Source organism: Blautia sp. HCP28S3_G10, assembly GCF_052065235.1.
GTDB lineage: Bacteria > Bacillota > Clostridia > Lachnospirales > Lachnospiraceae > Blautia_A.
This window is the reverse complement of the sequence record NZ_JBQHUL010000028.1, coordinates 29651-49473: the sequence shown is the minus strand read 5'-3', so window position 1 is coordinate 49473 and position 19823 is coordinate 29651. Positions and strand designations below refer to the sequence as shown.

General features: G+C 41.3%; 18 protein-coding genes. 6 read left to right on the top strand and 12 right to left on the bottom strand.

Annotated features, from left to right (window positions below; all coding sequences use genetic code 11):
* Positions 1–149: 149 nt before the first annotated feature.
* The 8 genes from ACTNB8_RS11730 to ACTNB8_RS11695 form a co-directional block, all read right to left on the bottom strand.
* Positions 150–623: an acyl-CoA thioesterase gene (locus tag ACTNB8_RS11730; RefSeq protein WP_441054872.1), complete on the bottom strand. Its 474-nt coding sequence runs from the start codon at positions 621–623 to the stop codon at positions 150–152.
* Positions 624–660: 37 nt separating this feature from the next.
* Positions 661–1677, bottom strand: a complete 1017-nt coding sequence (locus ACTNB8_RS11725; RefSeq protein WP_441054870.1) for a LacI family DNA-binding transcriptional regulator — start codon at positions 1675–1677, stop codon at positions 661–663.
* 172 nt (positions 1678–1849) lie between these two features.
* Positions 1850–3112, bottom strand: coding sequence for an ABC transporter substrate-binding protein (locus ACTNB8_RS11720; protein ID WP_441054868.1), 1263 nt, complete (start codon positions 3110–3112; stop codon positions 1850–1852).
* A gap of 64 nt (positions 3113–3176) precedes the next feature.
* The gene (locus tag ACTNB8_RS11715; RefSeq protein ID WP_441054866.1) at positions 3177–3896 is read right to left on the bottom strand and encodes an ABC transporter ATP-binding protein; all 720 of its coding nucleotides are present in this window, start codon (positions 3894–3896) and stop codon (positions 3177–3179) included.
* The gene (locus tag ACTNB8_RS11710; protein WP_441054864.1) at positions 3896–4624 is read right to left on the bottom strand and encodes an ABC transporter ATP-binding protein; all 729 of its coding nucleotides are present in this window, start codon (positions 4622–4624) and stop codon (positions 3896–3898) included. Before ACTNB8_RS11710 ends, ACTNB8_RS11715 begins: the two co-directional genes overlap by 1 nt.
* A gap of 4 nt (positions 4625–4628) precedes the next feature.
* Positions 4629–5639, bottom strand: coding sequence for a branched-chain amino acid ABC transporter permease (locus ACTNB8_RS11705; RefSeq protein ID WP_441054862.1), 1011 nt, complete (start codon positions 5637–5639; stop codon positions 4629–4631).
* 5 nt (positions 5640–5644) lie between these two features.
* On the bottom strand, positions 5645–6520 hold the full coding sequence (locus ACTNB8_RS11700; RefSeq protein WP_296156418.1) for a branched-chain amino acid ABC transporter permease: 876 nt from the start codon (positions 6518–6520) through the stop codon (positions 5645–5647).
* Between the two features lie 15 nt (positions 6521–6535).
* On the bottom strand, positions 6536–7294 hold the full coding sequence (locus tag ACTNB8_RS11695) for an SDR family oxidoreductase (RefSeq protein WP_441054859.1): 759 nt from the start codon (positions 7292–7294) through the stop codon (positions 6536–6538).
* Between the two features lie 272 nt (positions 7295–7566).
* Between ACTNB8_RS11695 and ACTNB8_RS11690 the strand changes: the two genes are divergently transcribed.
* From ACTNB8_RS11690 to ACTNB8_RS11675, 4 genes are read left to right on the top strand one after another with little or no spacing between them, the layout of a single operon-like run.
* Complete coding sequence (locus tag ACTNB8_RS11690) at positions 7567–9171, top strand: class I adenylate-forming enzyme family protein (RefSeq protein ID WP_441054857.1); 1605 nt, start codon at positions 7567–7569, stop codon at positions 9169–9171.
* 46 nt (positions 9172–9217) lie between these two features.
* A complete protein-coding gene (locus tag ACTNB8_RS11685; protein ID WP_441054855.1) occupies positions 9218–10801 on the top strand; it encodes an acyl CoA:acetate/3-ketoacid CoA transferase in 1584 nt (527 codons plus the stop codon).
* A gap of 40 nt (positions 10802–10841) precedes the next feature.
* Positions 10842–11585, top strand: coding sequence for a 3-oxoacyl-ACP reductase FabG (gene fabG / locus ACTNB8_RS11680; protein WP_441054853.1), 744 nt, complete (start codon positions 10842–10844; stop codon positions 11583–11585).
* A 50-nt stretch (positions 11586–11635) separates the two neighbouring features.
* The gene (locus ACTNB8_RS11675) at positions 11636–12814 is read left to right on the top strand and encodes a thiolase family protein (protein ID WP_441054851.1); all 1179 of its coding nucleotides are present in this window, start codon (positions 11636–11638) and stop codon (positions 12812–12814) included.
* Between the two features lie 324 nt (positions 12815–13138).
* Here ACTNB8_RS11675 and ACTNB8_RS11670 read toward each other — a convergent pair whose 3' ends face one another.
* The 4 genes from ACTNB8_RS11670 to upp form a co-directional block, all read right to left on the bottom strand.
* Entirely contained in the window at positions 13139–14362 is a 1224-nt protein-coding gene (locus ACTNB8_RS11670; protein WP_441054849.1) for an endonuclease Q family protein, read from the bottom strand.
* A complete protein-coding gene (locus ACTNB8_RS11665) occupies positions 14359–15279 on the bottom strand; it encodes a ketopantoate reductase family protein (protein ID WP_441054847.1) in 921 nt (306 codons plus the stop codon). The genes ACTNB8_RS11670 and ACTNB8_RS11665 overlap by 4 nt, the downstream gene beginning before the upstream one ends.
* A gap of 97 nt (positions 15280–15376) precedes the next feature.
* On the bottom strand, positions 15377–16009 hold the full coding sequence (locus ACTNB8_RS11660; protein WP_296156458.1) for an endonuclease III domain-containing protein: 633 nt from the start codon (positions 16007–16009) through the stop codon (positions 15377–15379).
* Between the two features lie 26 nt (positions 16010–16035).
* Positions 16036–16665, bottom strand: a complete 630-nt coding sequence (upp, locus tag ACTNB8_RS11655) for a uracil phosphoribosyltransferase (protein ID WP_296156460.1) — start codon at positions 16663–16665, stop codon at positions 16036–16038.
* A gap of 246 nt (positions 16666–16911) precedes the next feature.
* Between upp and ACTNB8_RS11650 the strand changes: the two genes are divergently transcribed.
* Entirely contained in the window at positions 16912–18321 is a 1410-nt protein-coding gene (locus ACTNB8_RS11650; RefSeq protein ID WP_441054844.1) for a vWA domain-containing protein, read from the top strand.
* Positions 18318–19823 (top strand): ATP-binding protein, encoded by a 1506-nt coding sequence (locus tag ACTNB8_RS11645; RefSeq protein ID WP_441054842.1) that lies wholly within the window; start codon positions 18318–18320, stop codon positions 19821–19823. The genes ACTNB8_RS11650 and ACTNB8_RS11645 overlap by 4 nt, the downstream gene beginning before the upstream one ends.

The window sequence follows — 19823 nt, the reverse complement described above, 5'->3', positions numbered from 1 at the left end:
CTGGAATACAGCCAGATTTTTGTTGATTTTGAAAAAAATAAAAAGAAAAGAAGTTTTAAAAGAAAAATGGTGCTGGGCATAACACCCAACACCAAGTTTGTCTACAGTCTGAAGGCTGCAGGAACTTCCTGCAGCCTCATCATTATTTCTCAATATCCTTCTCTTCGCCGTTCTTTACGTAATGCGTATCGTTTTTCACCGCCAATCCATTCTGCCTTTTCAGCTTCTGTTTCTACGATCAGTCCCGGCACTTCCACCTTATTGTCATTCTCATCAAGTGCTACCATAACTTCATACGCACGGTTAATAATCTTACGGGTTCCATCAGCATCTTCTACATAAGTATCGATTCTGACTTCCATAGAAGTCCGGCCAACATATGTCATCTTCCCGATCAGTACAACCACATCTCCGAGATAAGCTCCCGCCTTAAAATTCAGATTATCCACACAGGCAGTTGTAACAATAGTGCCAGCATGACGACGGGCTACAATTCCTGCCATCTCATCAATCCACTGCATCAGCACACCACCAAAAAGCCTGCCGTAGCAGTTAATATGTTTTTTCATGATAAGATATGTATTTTCTGTTCGGGAATCTTCCACCCGCTTCATTTTACGCATTTATTATGCCACCACTTTCTGTTGATAATATTATAAATTAACTTTCCGTATGCTCACATGTCGTTTTTCGAACAATTAATGTAGGTTCCATGATAATACGTTCCGGCTTCGCATCTCTGTCATTGAGCTGTTTCAACATCAGATGCGCCGCTTTTTCGCCCATTTCATCTACATGCTGACTGATTGTCGTCAGTTCAATACCATACATGGACGCCATTGCAATATTATCAAAACTTACGATTGACAGATCTTCTGGAATACGGATTCCTGCATTTCTGCAGCCATCCATAAAACCAATCGCAGTCATATCATTAACTATTACCATTGCACTTGGATGTTTTTCTAGTTTGCAAAAAGCATCAGCCAGACTTCTTCCTGTCTCTAATTTCAAATCACTTTCAAATACAAAATTCTCTTCAAATGGCAGCCCATAATTCTGCATTGCCTGCCTGTATCCTGCAAAACGCTGACTGGACGCAGAAGACACTCCTGGACCCTTAATAAATCCAATATGTCTGTGTCCCAGTTCGATTAGATGCATAACTGCCAGATACCCCGCCTGAAAGTTGTCAATCAGGACAGAATCACCTGTATACGAAGGCAGAATCCTGTTAACCAAAACTTTAGGGATATCCATCATTTTTAATTTCTCTTCAATTTTTTCTTCCTGAGCTGTTATCAAAATCAGACCGGCAAAATTAAACTGTTCAGTCAATCCTAAAAATTCAAGTTCACGTTCAATGTTGTATTCGCTGTTCAGTGTCATTACCATATAACCCTGATTATTTAAAATCTGTTGAATTTTAAATGCAAGTTCTGCATAAAACGGGTTTCTTACATCTCCCAATATCAATGCAACAATATTCATATGTCCTTTACTCAGGCTCTGCGCAATTGTGTTTGGCTGATATCCTATTTCTTCTACAAAATCCATAACTTTTTTTCGAAGTTCAGGACCAACGCCTGTATTTCCATTAATCACACGGGAAACTGTTGACTTTGAAACGCCCAGCATTTCTGCTACATCAGAAATACTATATTTGCCGTTTTTCATACATTAAACCTCTTTTATTTAAATTTTACATTATCCATCTTCTAAAATCAACCTGTTTTTGCCCGTAATACCCTGTATTTACAACAAAAAACAGGTGAAACCACTCTACCAAATCTGTATTATGATTTCACCTGTTCAGCTTACTTTTTAATAAACATATATTTTATTATTCTTATTTGTATTCAGCCGGGTAAACCAGATCTGCTCCTGCGATGTCATATGGCCAAATTGGTGTATACTGCTTATCCTGAATCTGTGTAACAGTCAGAGTTGCAGAAAGGTTCTGATTGAGATATGGACTTCCATTAAATTCATCTTCCTCAAAGGAAATTGTATCGTATGGAAGAATAATTTCCTGGCCGTTTGAGAACTCTTTGTCAATCTTGATCTGAGCAAGTTCATCTCTGATGGAATCTCTTCCGATTTCGCCACCGGCTTCTTTGATGTTCTTAAATGCATCGATCAGAACCCATGTAGTTGTATAAGCTTCTGCGGAATGACCGTTCATATCTTCACCGTATTTTTCTTTGTATTTGTCTGTAACTTCCTGTCCTTTGGAACCAACAACGAATTCTGTTGCAACAACGATTCCGTTTGCCAGTGAGCCAACACCATCAAGATAAGCGGCTTCTGTAAATCCGTTACCTTTACAGATGATCATGTTTGGATTGTAACCCTGCTCATTCAGAGTCTTTGTGAACAGAATTGCATCAGATACATAGCTGTCTGCGATAACTACATCCGGATTCATGGATTTCAGCTGAAGAACTTCTGAGGAAAGGTCTGCAGCACCTGATGTATAAAGAATTTCTCCAAGATAATCAATACCGTTTTCTTCTGCCCAGTATTTAGCCCATTCACATGTCTGCTGTCCAACTTCAGAGTTGTCTGTGAATACAGCTACGGATTTGCCTGCAACATTACTGTCTTTTTCAGATGCATCTTTGATAAAGTCAACCATATCTCGTACAAACATCATGTTTGTCGGTGCAAGTCTGAAGAAGTACTGATATCCGTTTGCTGTAAGAGCATCGGATGTAGCGTTTGCTGTGATAAGCGGAACACCGTACTGCTCAGCGATCTGAGCAACTGTTACAGTAACACCTGACTGATAGCAGCCGATAAGAACATCAACATCTTCCTGTGTGATAAGTCTTTCTGCTTCTGTCATACCTGTAGCGGAATCACCCTTGGAATCGCCGTAGATTACCTGAACTTCCTGTCCGTCAATTCCACCGGCCTCATTGATTTCTTCAATAGCCATATCGATTCCCTGCTGCATTGTCTTACCGGAGTCAGCCAGATCTCCTGTCATTGGATATACAGCACCAATTACGATCGGATCATCTGCCGCATAAACTGTTGCTCCTCCAATTGCCAGTGAGGAAGCCATCATTGCTGTTGCCATTGTGACTGCTACTACCTTTTTCTTCATATAAAAACCCTCCATTTTTTTATTTTCGCCCGGCCCAATTCCGGGTAAAATACATATTAAATTTTTAAATTCCCAGATATGCCTTCTTTACTTCATCATTGTTCAGCAGTTCTTCTGCCGTTCCCTTGATGTTGATAACACCATTTTCAAGTACATAGCCTCTGTTCGCCAATTTAAGTGCTTTTCTTACATCCTGTTCAACAAGCACGATCGTAAGGCCTGATTCGTTTGCAACACGTTTTGCGATTTTGAAAATATCATCTACGATCGTAGGCGCAAGACCAAGTGACGGTTCGTCCATCATTAACAATTTAGGTAACCCCATCATACCCCTTGAAAAGGCAACCATCTGCTGTTCGCCACCTGACAAAGTTCCAGCCAGCTGTTTGGATCTTTCTTTTAGTTTCGGAAACCATGTATAAATCTTTTCGATCGTATCTTTTTTCTTTGCCTCTGCTTCTTTACTGCAGGCACCCATCTCCAGATTTTCATATACTGTCATCTGTGGAAAAAGCTGTCTACCTTCAGGACAGAGTATAATGCCGTGGTCGATAAAACTTCTGCAATTTCCGCCCGTAACGTCCTGACCATCAAATGTAATCTTTCCCCCGCATGTTTTTACAAGTCCGCTGGTAGCTTTTACTGCTGTGCTTTTTCCGGCGCCATTACTTCCTACCAGCGCAATAATTTCACCTTTTGCAGCCTCAAAACTGATATCCCACAGAACCTGAATATCACCATATTTAACGCTGATCTTATCTACCTGGAAATAATTTTCAGCCATCAGTCTTCCTCCTTTCCAAGGTATATCTCAATTACGTATGGATCGTTCATAACCTGTTCAGGTGTACCCTCGGTTATTTTTTCACCATGATGCATAACAACAACTTTCTGGCAAAGATTTGCAACAGCTCGCATGATATGTTCGATCAGAAGGATTGTTGTTCCCTGATCATTGATCTTTCTGAACAGTTCTACAGCTTCATCTGTTTCTGTAGGATTCAGACCTGCCATAACTTCGTCAAGAAGAAGGAGTTCCGGATCTGTAGCCAGAGCTCTGGCTACTTCCAGACGTTTCTTATACGGAGTACCCATATCCTTTGGATAAAGATCTTTTTTGTCGTATAGTCCTGTAAATTCAAGAATTTCTGCTGCATATTCTCTTGCTTCTGCTGTTCCGAGATGTTTTCTTCCGAAAATAGCACCGGAAACAACATTATCAAGAACTGTCATATTTCTCAGTGGCTTCATAATCTGGAAAGTTCTTGCAATTCCCATTCCGGTATATTTACATGCTTTTGTTCCGGTAATATCTTTTCCCTGATAAATAATGGAACCGCTGGAAGGTGTCAGAACACCACTGATCATATTAAATACAGTTGTTTTTCCTGCACCATTACTTCCGATCATTCCTGTAATACTGCCTTTTTCTACAGTAAAACTTACATCACTTACCGCTTTCAGTCCGTGGAAGTTTTTTGAAAGGTTTTTGATCTCCAATAGTTCTGCCATCTTCTCACCCCCTCTTTCCAAACAGTTTTGCGTCAACAGCGTCTAATTTTGCATTAACATTTTTCTTAAATTTGCTGTGATCATACCAGCCCATAATACCTGTTGGACGGAAAACAATAACTGCAATTACGATCACTGCATAAACAACCAGGTTTAATCCACCTGCGATACTGGAAAGAGATGCATTCAGAAATTCTGATAAAGGTGTCAGAATAATTGCACCTAAAAGAGGTCCTGTAATACTTCCGATTCCACCGATGATAGCTGGCATTACATAGTTCAGTGCCTGTGACTGTTTCATAATATCAGGATTGATATATCCGATATAGTTTGCATAAAATACACCAACTACTGCGATAAGACCTGCACTGATGAATGTAGCAATGAATTTGTATTTAAAAGGATTAATTCCTACTGCATTTGCAGTTTCTTCATCTTCTCTGATAGTCTTTAATGCATATCCGAGTTTTGATTTGTCAATCTTGCGAAGAATAATATAAAACAGAACAAACATGATCAGCGCTATATAATAGTATGGAATTTTTGATGCCCAACGCATACTATATATTCCCTGTTCTTTCAGAGGAACCAGGATACCTTGTCCTTTTCCTGCATAATCCCAGTTTGTAAAAAGATTTCTGAATGCCTCTGAAAATGCAATTGTTACAAGTGTAAAATAAGAACCAGAAAGGACAAAACACGGAGCCAGAAGGCAGGCTGCCAGAAGTCCTACAAATACAAATGCGATAATCATTCCAACCCACGGTGTAATGTGGTGGTTATTCATAAGAAGCGCTCCTATATAAGCACCAAGTCCCATAAAACCTGCATGTCCAAGAGAAACTTCGCCGGTAAGGCTTCCAAGTACGCTCCATGCCAGAGTTCCACAGCCAATATAGAAAGTAGTTACAAAAATACCCAACATATATGGTGTTTTTACAAAACTCGGAACGATTGCACATATCAGAATTAATGCAAGCACTAATATCTGACGGATTCCAAATTTCCTTTTCATCTCACTTACCCCTTTCTCTTTTTAATATTCAGATTTTCTTTTACTACCAAAATCAAAATGAATACTATGAATACCAGAGTATCCTTAAAAGCTGCACCAACTACTGCTGAACCAACTGTTTCCATGATTCCAAGACCAATTCCACCGAAGAAAGCACCTACAACGCTTCCAAGACCACCCATAGTTACAACGATAAATGAACGGGTTCCGTAGATATTACCAACTGCCGGATATACATAATAGTATGACATCAGACATGCACCTGCAATACCTGCAATTGCTGCGCCAAGGCCATATGTACATGCATAAACAACTTTTGTTTTGATACCAGTTACCTGTGCACCAATAGCATTCTGAGATGTTGCACGAATCTGTTTACCGATTTTTGTATGATACAGCATAAGGAAAATAAGAACTGTTGTGATACAGAGAACTACAAAACCAAGTAATTTCGGTACACTAATATTCATATTTCCGATAGTAACAATTTTGTTTGAGAAAACACTCTCAGCTGTACGGTAATCTGATTTAAAAAGTAACAATGCTGTATTTGAAAGAAAAATTCCAAGACAGCAGGTAAGGAAGAGTACGTTTTGGTCTCCATCCTCTTTAATAGATCTTGTGATCAGTGTGGACTGGATCAGAGCACCCAGTGCAAACATAATCACTGCAACCAGCGGAATCGCTATAAATGGTTCTATACCAAGTTCAGAGTAAAACAGATATGTAATATACATACTTACCATCAAAAGTTCACCCTGACAGAAGTTAACGATTTTCATAACACCGAAAATCATATTAAGGCTCATACCGATCATGGCATAAATTCCGCCAACCATGATACCGTTGACAATCGCCTGTATTAAAATTCCAGTATTCATTACAGTTTTCCCTCCTTATTTTCCTAAATACCCTCCATCGACTGGAATGACTGCCCCAGAAATGTACGCTGATGCATCAGAAGCCAGAAATACAGCCAGACCTTTCAGATCATCACCAGTTCCCCATCTGCCTGCGGGAATCCTGGAAGTTATTTCCTGATACTGTTTCGGATTTTTCTCTTTTATATCCTGCGTAAGTTTTGTTGCCATATAACCAGGTGCTATCGCATTTACATTTACACCTGATCTCGCCCATTCATTTGAAAGAGCTTTGGTCAGCTGAGCAATTCCTGCTTTTGATGCGGTATATGCCGGAATACGTTCACTACCAAAAAAAGAAGTCATAGAGGCAATGTTGATAATTTTCCCATATTTATGTTCAATCATTACCCTTCCAACCATCTGTGATAAATAGAACACTGCACTCAGATTAATGGATAATACACGTTCCCACTCTTCAGCCGGAAAATCAACTGCATCACTGCGGAACTGAACCCCTGCACCATTAACAAGAATATCTATTCTTCCATCAAACAGTTCCATACATTTATTAAATATAGATGTAATTTCCTGTCTGTCTCCGAGATTTCCTGTTACTGCATATACATTTGCACCATGTACATTCATTTCTTCCGCTGCCTGCACTGCTGATCCAGAACTGCCAACCAGAATAACTTCGGCACCTGAATCATGTAATGCTTCCGCAATACTTCTGCATAATCCACGTCCACCACCTGTTACAATGGCTTTTTTACCTGTTAAGTCAAGTTCCATATCTACTCGTATCCTCCCTTCTTTTTCAGATAACGTTTTCATATTGAGATTCATGATTTCTTTTTTTTGGCAGAAAGCGTTTTCGTTTGTTGATAATGTGATTATAGTCGTTTCGCACATAGAAATCAACTATCATTTTGTCTTTTTTATTTACTTTGTTATTTTTTACTAATTTTTGTTTTTATTTTCGTGCAATTCTACAGATTGACTTTATTTTCCCAATGCAATAATATAACTCATATAACGAAACCGATTTCTCAAAGGAGGCGCCTATGCATTCCGGAAACGATTTATGGAAAGGTATCTTTTCATATGATATGACAGACACAATGTTGCCGGTTTTTAACAGAACTGTTTCTTTATACTCAAATACAGTTAGCAGTCTTTACGAAACCCTGCGCAACACAGCAAATTCCTTTCCAGACAAAACAGCAATCGTAGATAACTACGATCGCCCCTGTACTTATACAGAATTGCTGGCAAAGACAGATGCTTTTGCTTCTTATCTTCATCAGGAACTTCACATTAAAAGAAACAGCCACGTTGCTCTGATGATGTACAACTGTCTGGAATTCTGCGTAGCTTTTCTCGCATTATTAAAACTTGGAGCCGTAACCGTTCCTCTTCCAAGCAAATATAAAAAACAGGAAGTCGATTCTCTGATAGAAAAAGCCGACGTGAGCTGTATTATCTGTGATCAGGACTTTTATGGCTGGTTTGAAGAATTTGAAACTCAGGGCATTCACCGTATTGCCTGTTCCGATATTGAAAAAGGTTACGGACTGGAAGCTTATCAGTCTGACAGTGAAAGTCCTGTATTCAATGATCCTTTTGATGATGCGATCATCATGTTCACTTCAGGCACAACTTCTCAGAGCAAGGGTGTCGTAATCAAAAACTACAATATTATGAACGCCGTGACCACTTATCAGAAAATCCTGAACATCACAAGCGATGATGTTTCTGTGATTCCTATTCCCATTTATCATGTTACAGGAATGGTTGCGCTCCTTGGTCTGTTTGTACACTGCGGAGGAACCCTGTATCTGCACAAAATTTTCAACGCAAAGCGGGTACTTCAGTGTGTAAAAGATCATAATGTTACGTTTCTGCACGCATCGCCTACAGTATTTTCCATGCTTCTGGAAGAAAAGGATTCTTTTCCGTCTCTTCCAACGCTGAAACAGTTCGCATGCGGAAGCAGCAATATGCCAAAAGAAAAACTGACAGCCATACATAACTGGCTTCCACATTCTGTATTTCATACAGTGTACGGACTCACGGAAACCACATCTCCGGCTACTATTTTCCCAGGTGATGCAAGTACCAGTCCTTACATTGGATCTTCCGGATTTCCAGTTCCAGGAACTGTTTTCGAAATCCGTGATGATAACGGAAATCCGCTGAAAGACGGCGAGATTGGCGAGATATGGATCTACGGTAATGTAGTTCTTACTTCTTATTATAAAATAGATACTCCTTCCCTGAAAGACGGGTGGCTCGGAACCGGTGATCTGGGATATTTCAATGAAGAAGGTTATCTGTTCGTAGTAGACCGAAAAAAAGACATGATCAACCGCGGCGGAGAAAAAATCTGCAGCTTTGATGTAGAAAATGAGATTTATAAACTGGAAGGTGTAAATGAAGCAGCCGTTGTAGGTATTCCGGACGAAGTTTACGGTGAAGTCGCAGCAGCTCTTGTGAAGCTTGATCCTGGAAGCAATCTGGACGAAGCGAAGATCCAGGCACTGCTCCACAAAAAAATTGCAAAATACAAAATCCCGAAGCGGATACTTATCACTGATGAAATTCCACTTACGCCTAACGGAAAGGTAAATAAACGTGCTATTCGAAAAATGTTCGTAACTGTTCAGTAACCTCACAGCTACGAGTCAAAATCAATAAATAAGACAGGAGGGCACTATGAAAAAGCCAAAATTTTTAACCGGTGAAGAAGCCGCAGCTATGATAAAAGACGACAGTACCATCGCAACAATAGGTATGACTCTGGTTTCCGCATCTGAAACTATTCTAAAAGCCATCGAAAATCGTTTTCTCGAAACAGGAAGTCCAAATCATCTTACACTGGTTCATTCCTGTGGACAAAGCGATCGAGACAGAGGTATTCAGCATTTTTCACATGAGGGAATGCTGCACCGCATCATTGGTGGTCACTGGGGATTACAGCCACGTATGATGAAGCTTATTGCAGAAAATAAAATTCTTGCCTACTGCATCCCACAGGGGCAGTTTGCACAGTTGTATCGAAGCATGGCTGGTGGTGAACCTGGAAAAATCACAAAAGTAGGACTTGGAACTTTCATTGATCCCCGTATTGATGGTGGAAAAATGAATGCCATCACAAAAGATGCACCTGACATTGTTGATGTTGTCACGATCGACGGTGAAGAATACATGCGTTATAAACCGATTCCGCTTGACTACTGTATTATCCGTGGAACTTACGTAGATGAAATGGGAAACCTTACTACAGATGAAGAAGCTATGCAGCTGGAAGTATTCTCCGCTGTTATGGCCTGCAAGAAATTCGGCGGCAAGGTTATCGCCCAGGCCAAATACAAAGTAAAAGCCGGTTCTCTTCACTGTAAACGTGTTACTGTTCCGGGAATCTTTATTGATGCAGTTGTTATGTGTCCGAATCCGGAGGAAGATCATCGTCAGACGCACAGTTTTGCTTTTGATCCTGCATATTGTGGAGATATTAAAGTACCCGTTTCTGATTCTGACGCCCTTCCTATGAATCTTCGTAAAGTTATCGGACGCCGTGCCCTGATGGAACTTCATGTAGATGATGTTCTGAATGTCGGAACCGGTATTCCGAATGATGTTGTAGGACCTATCATTTCTGAAGAAGGTGTCGGTGATGACGTTACTGTTACCGTAGAATCCGGTATTTACGGCGGTATTCCTATGGGCGGTGTTGATTTTGGTATCGCCAAAAACAACTTTGCATTATTAAGGCACGATGACCAGTTTGACTATTACAACGGTGCTGGTGTAGACGTGACCTACATGGGCGCAGGCGAAATTGATCCTGACGGAAATGTTAACGCAACAAAACTTGGCCCGAATCCTACAGGCGCCGGTGGTTTTATTGATATCACAACAAATGCCAAACATGTTGTCTTCTGCTCTTCCTTCACAGGAAAAGGACTCGACTGCTCTTTTGAAGACGGACATCTCCACATTAACAAAGAAGGCAGCCTCATCAAATTTGTAAATAAAGTACAGCAGATTTCCTACAACGGAAAGATTGCAAGAGAAAAGCGGCAGAAAATGCACTACGTTACAGAGCGTGCTGTATTTGAACTCCGTCCTGAGGGACTTGTACTTACAGAAATTGCACCTGGAATTGATCTTCAGACTCAGATTCTTGACCTGATGGAATTCAAACCTGTCATAAGCGAAAATCTGAAAGAAATGAATCCGGCGATCTTCTCAGAAGCAATTCCATATGGACTAAAAGATCTTATTCGTAACCATTAAAAATTCAATATAAATAAAGGATTATTCAAGGAGGATTATCATGAGATTAAAAGACAAAGTAGCAATCATAACCGGTTCCGGACGTGGCCTTGGAAAAGGAATCGCAATGAAACTTGCTGAAGAAGGCGCCAAAGTAGTTATCGCAGACATGGCTGCAGCAGATGATACAGTTGCAGAGATCGTGGCAAAAGGCGGCACTGCTTCTGCTTTCGCAGTAAATGTTTCCAAACAGGAAGAAGTACAGGCTCTGATAAAATACGCCATCGACACATATGGAACTCTGGATATCATGGTAAACAACGCAGGAATCAACCGTGACGGTATGCTCCACAAAATGCCTGTAGAAAACTGGCAGATGGTAATCGACGTAGACCTTACAGGTGTATTCTTCGGAACACAGGAAGCATTGAAACATATGCGTGCACAGGGAAGCGGACGTATCATCAACATCTCTTCCGGAAGCTGGCTTGGAAATATCGGTCAGGCTAACTATGCTGCTGCAAAAGCAGGTGTTGTGGGTCTTACAAAAACTGCTGCACGTGAAAGCGCACGCAAAGGCATTACCTGCAATGTTATCTGCCCTGGTTTCATCGAAACAGATATGACTCTTAAACTGAAAGAAGTAAATGACGGCGCTGCATGGGACAGCATGATGCAGAGAATTCCTATGGGATATGCAGGTAAACCTTCTGATGTTGGAAACATGGTTGCTTTCCTTGCATCTGACGAAGCTGCTTATATCACTTCTGAAGTTATCAACGTTGGCGGCGGAATGATCGTTTAATAAAACTGATTCAGACTGAATTTTATCACAAATATGGAGGAAAAAGAGTAATGAAAGATGTAGTAATTGTAAGTGGTGTACGTCTCCCTGTAGGAAGTTACGGTGGAAGCCTGAAAGGTGTTTCTGCCATTGATATGGGTGCTATGGTTGTAAAAGAAGCTGTTAACCGTGCAGGAATCCAGCCTGCAGACGTTGATGAAGTTATTATCGGACAGGTTGGACAGATTGCAGAAAACGGATTTGTAGCAAGAGCGATCAGCCTGAAAGCCGGCATGCCCAAAGAAACAACCGCTTATTCTGTAAACAGACAGTGTGGTTCTTCCTTACAGTCCATTGCTGACGCTGTTATGGAAATTCAGACAGGACAGGCTGATGTAGTAGTTGCCGGAGGTGCAGAAAATATTTCTCAGCTTCCGTATTATGTAAAAGATGCCCGCTGGGGTGCGCGTATGGGACACAAAGTATTCGAGGATGGAGTCATCGATATCCTGACCTGGCCATTGGATGGAAACCATAACGGTGTAACTGCAGAAAACGTGGCAACGAAATACAACGTAACAAGAGAAGAGCAGGACGAATTTGCTCTGGAAAGTCATCAGCGTGCCGTAGCAGCTATCAAAGCAGGAAAATTTAAAGATGAAATTCTCCCTGTTGAATTAAAAGACCGCAAAGGTAATGTAACTGTTTTTGATACAGATGAAGGTCCAAGAGAAGGCCAGACCCTTGAAAAACTGGCAAAACTCCGTCCATGCTTCGTAAAAGGCGGAACTGTTACCGCCGGCAACTCTTCCAGCCTCAACGATGGCGCTGCTGCAGTTGTTATTATGTCTGCAGACAAAGCCAAAGAACTTGGTGTTACACCAAAACTGAAAATCGTTGATTTCGCAGTTGCAGGTTTTGATGCTGAACTGATGGGCTACTCTCCGAAATTCTCCAGCGAAAAACTGGCCAAGAAACTTGGTCTTGACCTGAAAGATATCGACATGTTCGAGATTAACGAAGCATTTGCCAGCCAGGCTTATGCTGTAAGAAGAGACCTTGGTCTTGATAAAGACAAAGTCAACATCTACGGCGGCGGTATCTCCATCGGACATCCAATCGGTGCAACAGGCTGCGTCCTTACCGTAAAAGTTCTCTATGAATTAATGAGGACAGACAAGAAAGATGCAATGATCAGCATGTGCATCGGCGGTGGACAGGGTATTTCCATGTATTTCACCAAATGCTGATATCAAAAGCTGACATTAACTAATCTCCCTTTTTTTACCACAGATAAATTCCTATAATGAAAGGCAGAAATCCATACGATTTCTGCCTTTTGCCTATGGACAAAATTCATATCAATGCTGTAATTTTGTCTGTTATAAATATTTGACATCGATTTAATCAATTTTTCTTGTTCTCGATGCCGAATTTCGCCATATATTGAGATTTGAACATCGATTTGGATATTTTTCCCTTTTTTCGATGCAAAATTTTTTAATATATGCCAATTTAGGCATCGGATTAATTGATTTTATTATTTTTCGATGCAGGTGCTTTATATTTTTTCTTCACAACACCCGTATCTTCCCGAACTCACCGTCATATCCCGGTATGCGTGTCACATTTCCCTCCCTTAAATTCCGGATTCCTTCTGTGATCTTCTCACCTGCTGCCTTCTGGATTTCTGCAAGAGAAATCCGCCTCAGGATATCAAATTCACTTCCAAATTCTTCCAGCATTTTTTCATAAATGCCATTTACCTTTTTGCTTGAAGTGGACACACCTGTCACTTCGGAAATGATCTCCGGAAGCGGGACAAGGCTTTCGAAATAATCTTTACGGTGTTCTGTTTCCTGTTTCCTGTCTGCCAGTTCATAAATTCTGTGGTTTACTCCCATAGTCATTTTTTTACCGCAGACAGGGCATATATTATTCAGGCTCACTGCCTGATCCGGTGCAGCACAGAAATGGCACTTTCTGTGTCCGTCATCATAATACTTGCCTTCTTCCGGGTAAAACTCAATTGTCCCTGCCAGGCCCTCTCCTGTTTCAATTGCATTTCTCAGTCCGTCATAAGAAAACTCACTTTCATAAAGTGTAGCTTCTCTTCCCAGCTTAGATGGTGAATGTGCATCGGAACTGGATACAAGCTGATATTCATCAAGGGCAGACCAGGTTCTGTTCATATCCGGATCAGAGGAAAGTCCTGTTTCCAGAGCATGAATATACGGAGTCATATCTTCAAAACATTCTTCCAGCGAATCAAATCCTGATCTCTGTCCAAATACAGAAAAATGCGGTGTCCAGATATGAGCTGGGATTACCATTCCCTTTTCACAGGAATCCTTCACCATTTCCACAAGATCCCTGCAGTCCAGTTTCAGTATTGGTCTGCCGTCTGCATGAATATTTCCTATTTTTTCCAATTTGGCGGCAAGTTTTTCTGCTGACTCAAGATCAGGAAAGATAACCACATTGTGAACTTTTCTTGTTTTTCCGTTCTTTTTGTAAATGGAACTGATCTCTCCTGTAACCACAAACTGTGGATATGCATCTGTCCATTTTCCACTTCCTGATTCCCGGTATTCCTTCTTCAGCTGATAAAAACCGTTTTCTTTTTTTTCAAGCTTTTCATATAATTCTCTGCGCCAGCCTTCATGTGTGAGATCTCCTGTACCTGCAAGGGCAATTCCTTTTTTTCGCGCCCAGAGATCCAGTTTCTCAGGCACAAGATCTTTGCTTGTCGCCATTGAATAATGAGAATGAATGTGCAGATCTGCTATATACTTCACTGTTCAACGTGCTCCCTGAAATACTTTGCTGCTTTTTCATATGTCGGCAGTGAAACGCCGTACTTCCTGCCGAGACGTACAACTTCATATACAAGGCCATCCATTTCGGACTGATGATGTGCCAGTACATCCCTCTGCATGGAAGTGGTTGTTTCTGGCGGCAGATCGGATAAAATTTTCATATTTCTTTCTACGAGATCTTCCTGAAATTCAATTCCCATTCCATGGGATAAAGCAACAATCTCCCTGATAAGTTCCTTAAAGACTTCCCTTGATTCTCCCTCTTTCTGGAAATCTCCCGCTACTGCATTGCAGTATAAACCGGCTGTTCCAGCTGGTGAAACGTAGGAAAATTTAGTCATCGCATCTCTTTTTATATCATCAGATAAAATTACTGTAATATCATCCGACTTCATATCTGCTGCAATCTCATGCATCTTTTCTGTTTCTTCTTCCGGTGTCCGTGTACCAAAGACAACCCGAAGAATACTGCCATGCTGGAGAAGTACTCCCGGCTCTTTTATGTTTGCAGATACATAAATACAGCCATCTGTGACAGTCAGCTCCGGAAGCTGTTTCTGAAGTTTTCCCCCGGTTCCGTAAATATTAAGAATCGGAATAACCACCGTATCTTTTCCTGCTATTTTCTTTATCAGCGGTATTGTAGACTCTACTGAATAACCTTTTACGCAGAGAAGTACAACATCCGGCGTTTCCTGATATTCCTCTTCGCTGCTGGCTTTCACAGAGAGGGTCTCTGTGTTTTTATCCCAGAGCCGTTCCATGGTAAGTCCGTTTTTCTGTATTGCTTCAAGATGTTTTCCCCTTGCGATCAGTGTTACATCTTTTCCCGCTTTTGTGAGATAAAAGCCAAGTGTGCCGCCGGTTCCCCCGGCTCCTATAATTGCATATTTCATATATTTTCTCCTGATAATGTGCAACTCCCCGTCATAAAACGGGGAGTCACAGGGAATTATTATTTTGTAACTGTTCAAAGTTTCCGGCTCTGCCATCTTATATATTCTTCTGACAGATATCTTCCAGGCAGCATCGCTCACAATGCGGACTGGTTCTTGCTGTGCAGACTTCTCTTCCATGATATACAAGACGGTGGCAGAAGTCACTTCCCTCTTCAGGCGGAATAATTTTCCACAATGCCATCTCAACTTTACGTGGATCTTTCACATTATCCACAAGACCAATACGGTTACTGAGACGAATACAATGAGTATCTGTGACAATTGCCGGTTTTCCAAATACATCTCCCATGATCAGATTTGCACTCTTGCGTCCAACCCCTGGAAGTTTCAGAAGTTCTTCAAATGTTGTTGGAATATTATCATGATACTGTTCATGAAGAATCCTCATACAGGCACTGATATCCCGCGCCTTGCTTTTGCCAAGTCCGCATGGCCGTACGATTGCTTCAATTTCCTCTGGTTCTGCTTTTGCCAGTGATGCAACATCCGGATATTTTGCATATAGATCTTCTACTACAACATTCACTCTTGCGTCTGTACACTGTGCCGCCAGCCGCACGCTGACAAGCAGTTTCCACGCCTGATCATAATCCAGCGTACAATCTGCATCCGGATATTCTTTTTTCAGTCTGTCTATAACTTCCAGCGCCAGCTGTTTTTTTGTCATTGGTGTATTACCTCCGATTGAGATAATTATTTTGTACCGAAAATACGGTCACCTGCATCTCCAAGTCCAGGGCATATATACGCATTTTCGTTCAGTTCACGGTCAAGATGTCCGATGTAAATCTGTACATCCGGATGAGCCTTTCGGAGTTTTTCCAGACCTTCCGGAGCAGCAATGATAAACATACATTTGATGTTTTTGCCGCCGTGTTTCTTGATAAAATCAACAGCTGCAATTGCGGATCCGCCTGTTGCAAGCATCGGATCAGTCAGTACGATCAGTCTCTGGTCGATCGGGTCAGGCAGTTTGCAATAATATTCGTGGGGTTCATGTGTTACAGGATCTCTGTAAAGACCAATATGTCCGATTTTTGCGGATGGTACAAGTGTGGTAATCCCGTTCACCATACCAAGACCAGCACGGAGAACCGGAACAACTGCCAGTTTTTTTCCTGAAATCATTGGTGTCATACATGTTTCAATCGGTGTCTCAACTTCTACATCTTCTGTTGGAAGATCTCTCAGTGCCTCAAATCCCATAAGTACAGCAATCTCTTCGATCAGTTTACGGAATTCGTTTGTTCCTGTATCTTTGTTTCTAAGCATTGAAATTTTGTGCTGGATCAGCGGATGATCCATAATAAATACGTTTTCCATGTAACCCTCCATATAATTTATCTTAGCTGTTTTTATTGCCGTTTTTATTTTTTTTACTTCCATCATTATATCCTATTTCTCTTTTATTGACAACAGGTCTGGAAATGTTACACTGATACCAAGGGTTAAAAGGTAACTGTTCACAGGTAATATCCCGAGACATACGGGACAAAATCTCATCACCGAAGATGATTTGGAATGGATTTTGACCAAGTGAGCTTGCTCATATCCAGAAAGGAGGCATTCATGAATCAACAGAAGCTGCGTTTCCGTCCTGCTGTAATACAGCTGATCCGGACAGGAAATCTCGCAGAAATAAAAGAACTCTGCAGTACTTCCACACTTACGCCTCAGCTTCTGGATGCTTTTATCACAGAAGCTTCCCATACAGGGCATCTGGAAATCCTTGTCTGGTTCCTGCAGCAAAAACATAACGTTCCGGTATCTCCAAAGCACAGTTCTTCTGGCTCATTGTATAAAGATATCTGGGATCTGTCACGGGAACAGCTTTCCGTAAAATATCCTCACCTGCGAAATCTCCTGTGGCATTTTTCTTTTCAGGAATCTTCACAAACTAAGACAGCAGGAACGGATGGTTCTGTCATTTATTTTTGCCCGGATTTTATCATTCATACATACAAAAATACACCGGAGGAACTGGAATATTTTCTGCTGCACACACTCTGTCACTGTCTTTTTCTGCACCTTGTCATAGAACAGCCATCTGACCGGTTACAGTGGAAAACCGCCTGTGACACTGCAGTCGAACAGTTTTTTCAGCATAAATATCCACCTGCTTCACCAGATGAATTCTACAGAAAATATACAGAAACTTCAGGACAGGAAGAAACCAGTTTCTCCACTTTCTGGGACGATCACCAGTTCTGGAACCCCGTTCCCACTGATGATCTTCTCTCTGAAATTTCTCTGACCCTGCATTCACTTTCTGCCTCCTCCGGATCAGGAAGTTATGGAAAAAACAGCCGTGGAACCTCCCCCGGTGATCAGGAATACGAACTTTCTGTCTCTGATCCGGAAACTCACGATTTCACGCATTTTCTGAAGGCTTTTGCACATCCTGGAGAAGAACTTCAGACCGACACTGCCAGCTTTGATTACATTCCGTACCTTTATGGTCTTGAACATTATGGAAACATACCGCTCATAGAGTATCTGGAATATAAAGAAGTCAACCGGCTTGAGGAGCTTGTTATCGCTATTGATACTTCCGGTTCCTGCTCTGTAGAAACAGTCCGCAGGTTTATGGAAGAAACCTATGGCATTCTAAGCAACCACGAAAATTTTTTCCGCAAAATGAATGTTTATATCATCCAGTGCGACAGTTTTATACAGGAAGTAACACATATAACCTGCGAAAACGACTGGAAAAATTATATGAAAAATCTCAGCATACACGGAAGAGGCGGCACAGACTTCCGCCCGGTTTTTCAGTATGTTGAAAAACTTCGTTCAGACAGAAAGCTCAAGAAACTGAAAGGCCTTCTTTATTTTACAGATGGTGACGGTATTTACCCGGAAAATCCTACAGACTATCGAACTGCCTTTGTATTTTATAATGAAAAAAAATCACACCAGAAAGTTCCTGACTGGGCGATCAGGCTTACCTTGGATTCGAAAATGGAGAAAAACTCATGAATATAAAAGATGTAAAAACAGAAATCATGCGAACAGTCCATATTTATACTCAAAAAGACCATAACGGTCATTACCTTCTTCCTTCTGTGCGCCAGCGCCCTGTCCTTCTTATCGGACCTCCGGGTATCGGAAAAACTGCCATTATGGAACAGATTGCCGAAGAATGCGGTATTGGTCTTGTTGCCTATACCATTACTCATCACACACGCCAGAGTGCAGTTGGTCTCCCGGTTATCAGCCACAAAAATTATCAGGGAAAAGAATATTCCGTCACAGAATATACTATGAGTGAAATTATTGCTTCTGTATATGAATCCATTGAAAAGAATGCATTCAAAGAAGGAATCCTTTTTATTGATGAGATTAACTGCGTTTCTGAAACACTGGTTCCAACCATGCTGCAGTTTCTTCAGAACAAAAAATTTGGCACTCATTCTGTTCCGGAAGGCTGGATTATTGTTGCTGCCGGAAATCCTCCTGAATATAACCCTTCAGCAAGAGAGTTTGATATCGTAACCCTCGACCGTATAAAAAGAATTGATGTAGAACCGGACCTGAATATCTGGAAGGAATATGCCTACAGCCATGATATTCACCCTGTCATTTTGTCTTATCTGAGTCTGAAACCACAGTATTTTTATCACATGAAAAATCATTCCGGTCAGCTATATTTTGCAACTGCAAGAGGATGGGAAGATCTTTCTTCAATCCTGTATGGCTACGAAAATTTACAGTACCCTGTCACAAAAGATCTGATCCTTCAGTATATTCAGGATTCTGAAATTGCGGAAGATTTTGCTGCGTATTATGGCTTGTATGCCCGTTATCAGCAGGATTATCATATTACAGAGCTCTTATCAGGACAACTGGATCCGGATACTGCCAGAACTTGTATCCAGCTTTCCCGCAATGCCTCTTCCGATGAACGCATCACTGTCTGCGGGCTGATACTGGAAGGATTAAACACATATTTTTCTGAGTACATAAGTAATGAACAGTTTAACAGACAGTTCTCAGAACTTACAGCGCAGGTTTCTTCTGCCCTTGACCGTGGAGAAACTCTGGAACAGTTTACCAATGCCCGGAAACATGCCCTTCAGATACAGCAGGAAAAGAGCCTTATTTCTCCGTCAGAGGAAAAAATCTCCGGGCAGCTGATACAAATTCTGAACAAATGCATATACAAAATACGCCAGGCCCATCTGTGTACTCCTGATTCCATAAAAAAAATCCTGCTGGATCAACAGAATAAATATCTGCTGATCCAACAGGATCAGGAATCCAGAACTTCTCACGCTCTGGAACTCGGATTTGATTTTATAGAAAATGCCTTCGGTAACGGACCGGAACTTCTTTTCCTCACGGCAGATCTTTCACGAAATACTGCTGCTGTAAAATTTATCAGTGACTGTGGCTGTGATGCATATTTCCGCCACTGTGACAGATTACAGTTCCAGAACAGACGTCAGGAACTTCTTGACCAGATTCAGGAACTCCGGTAG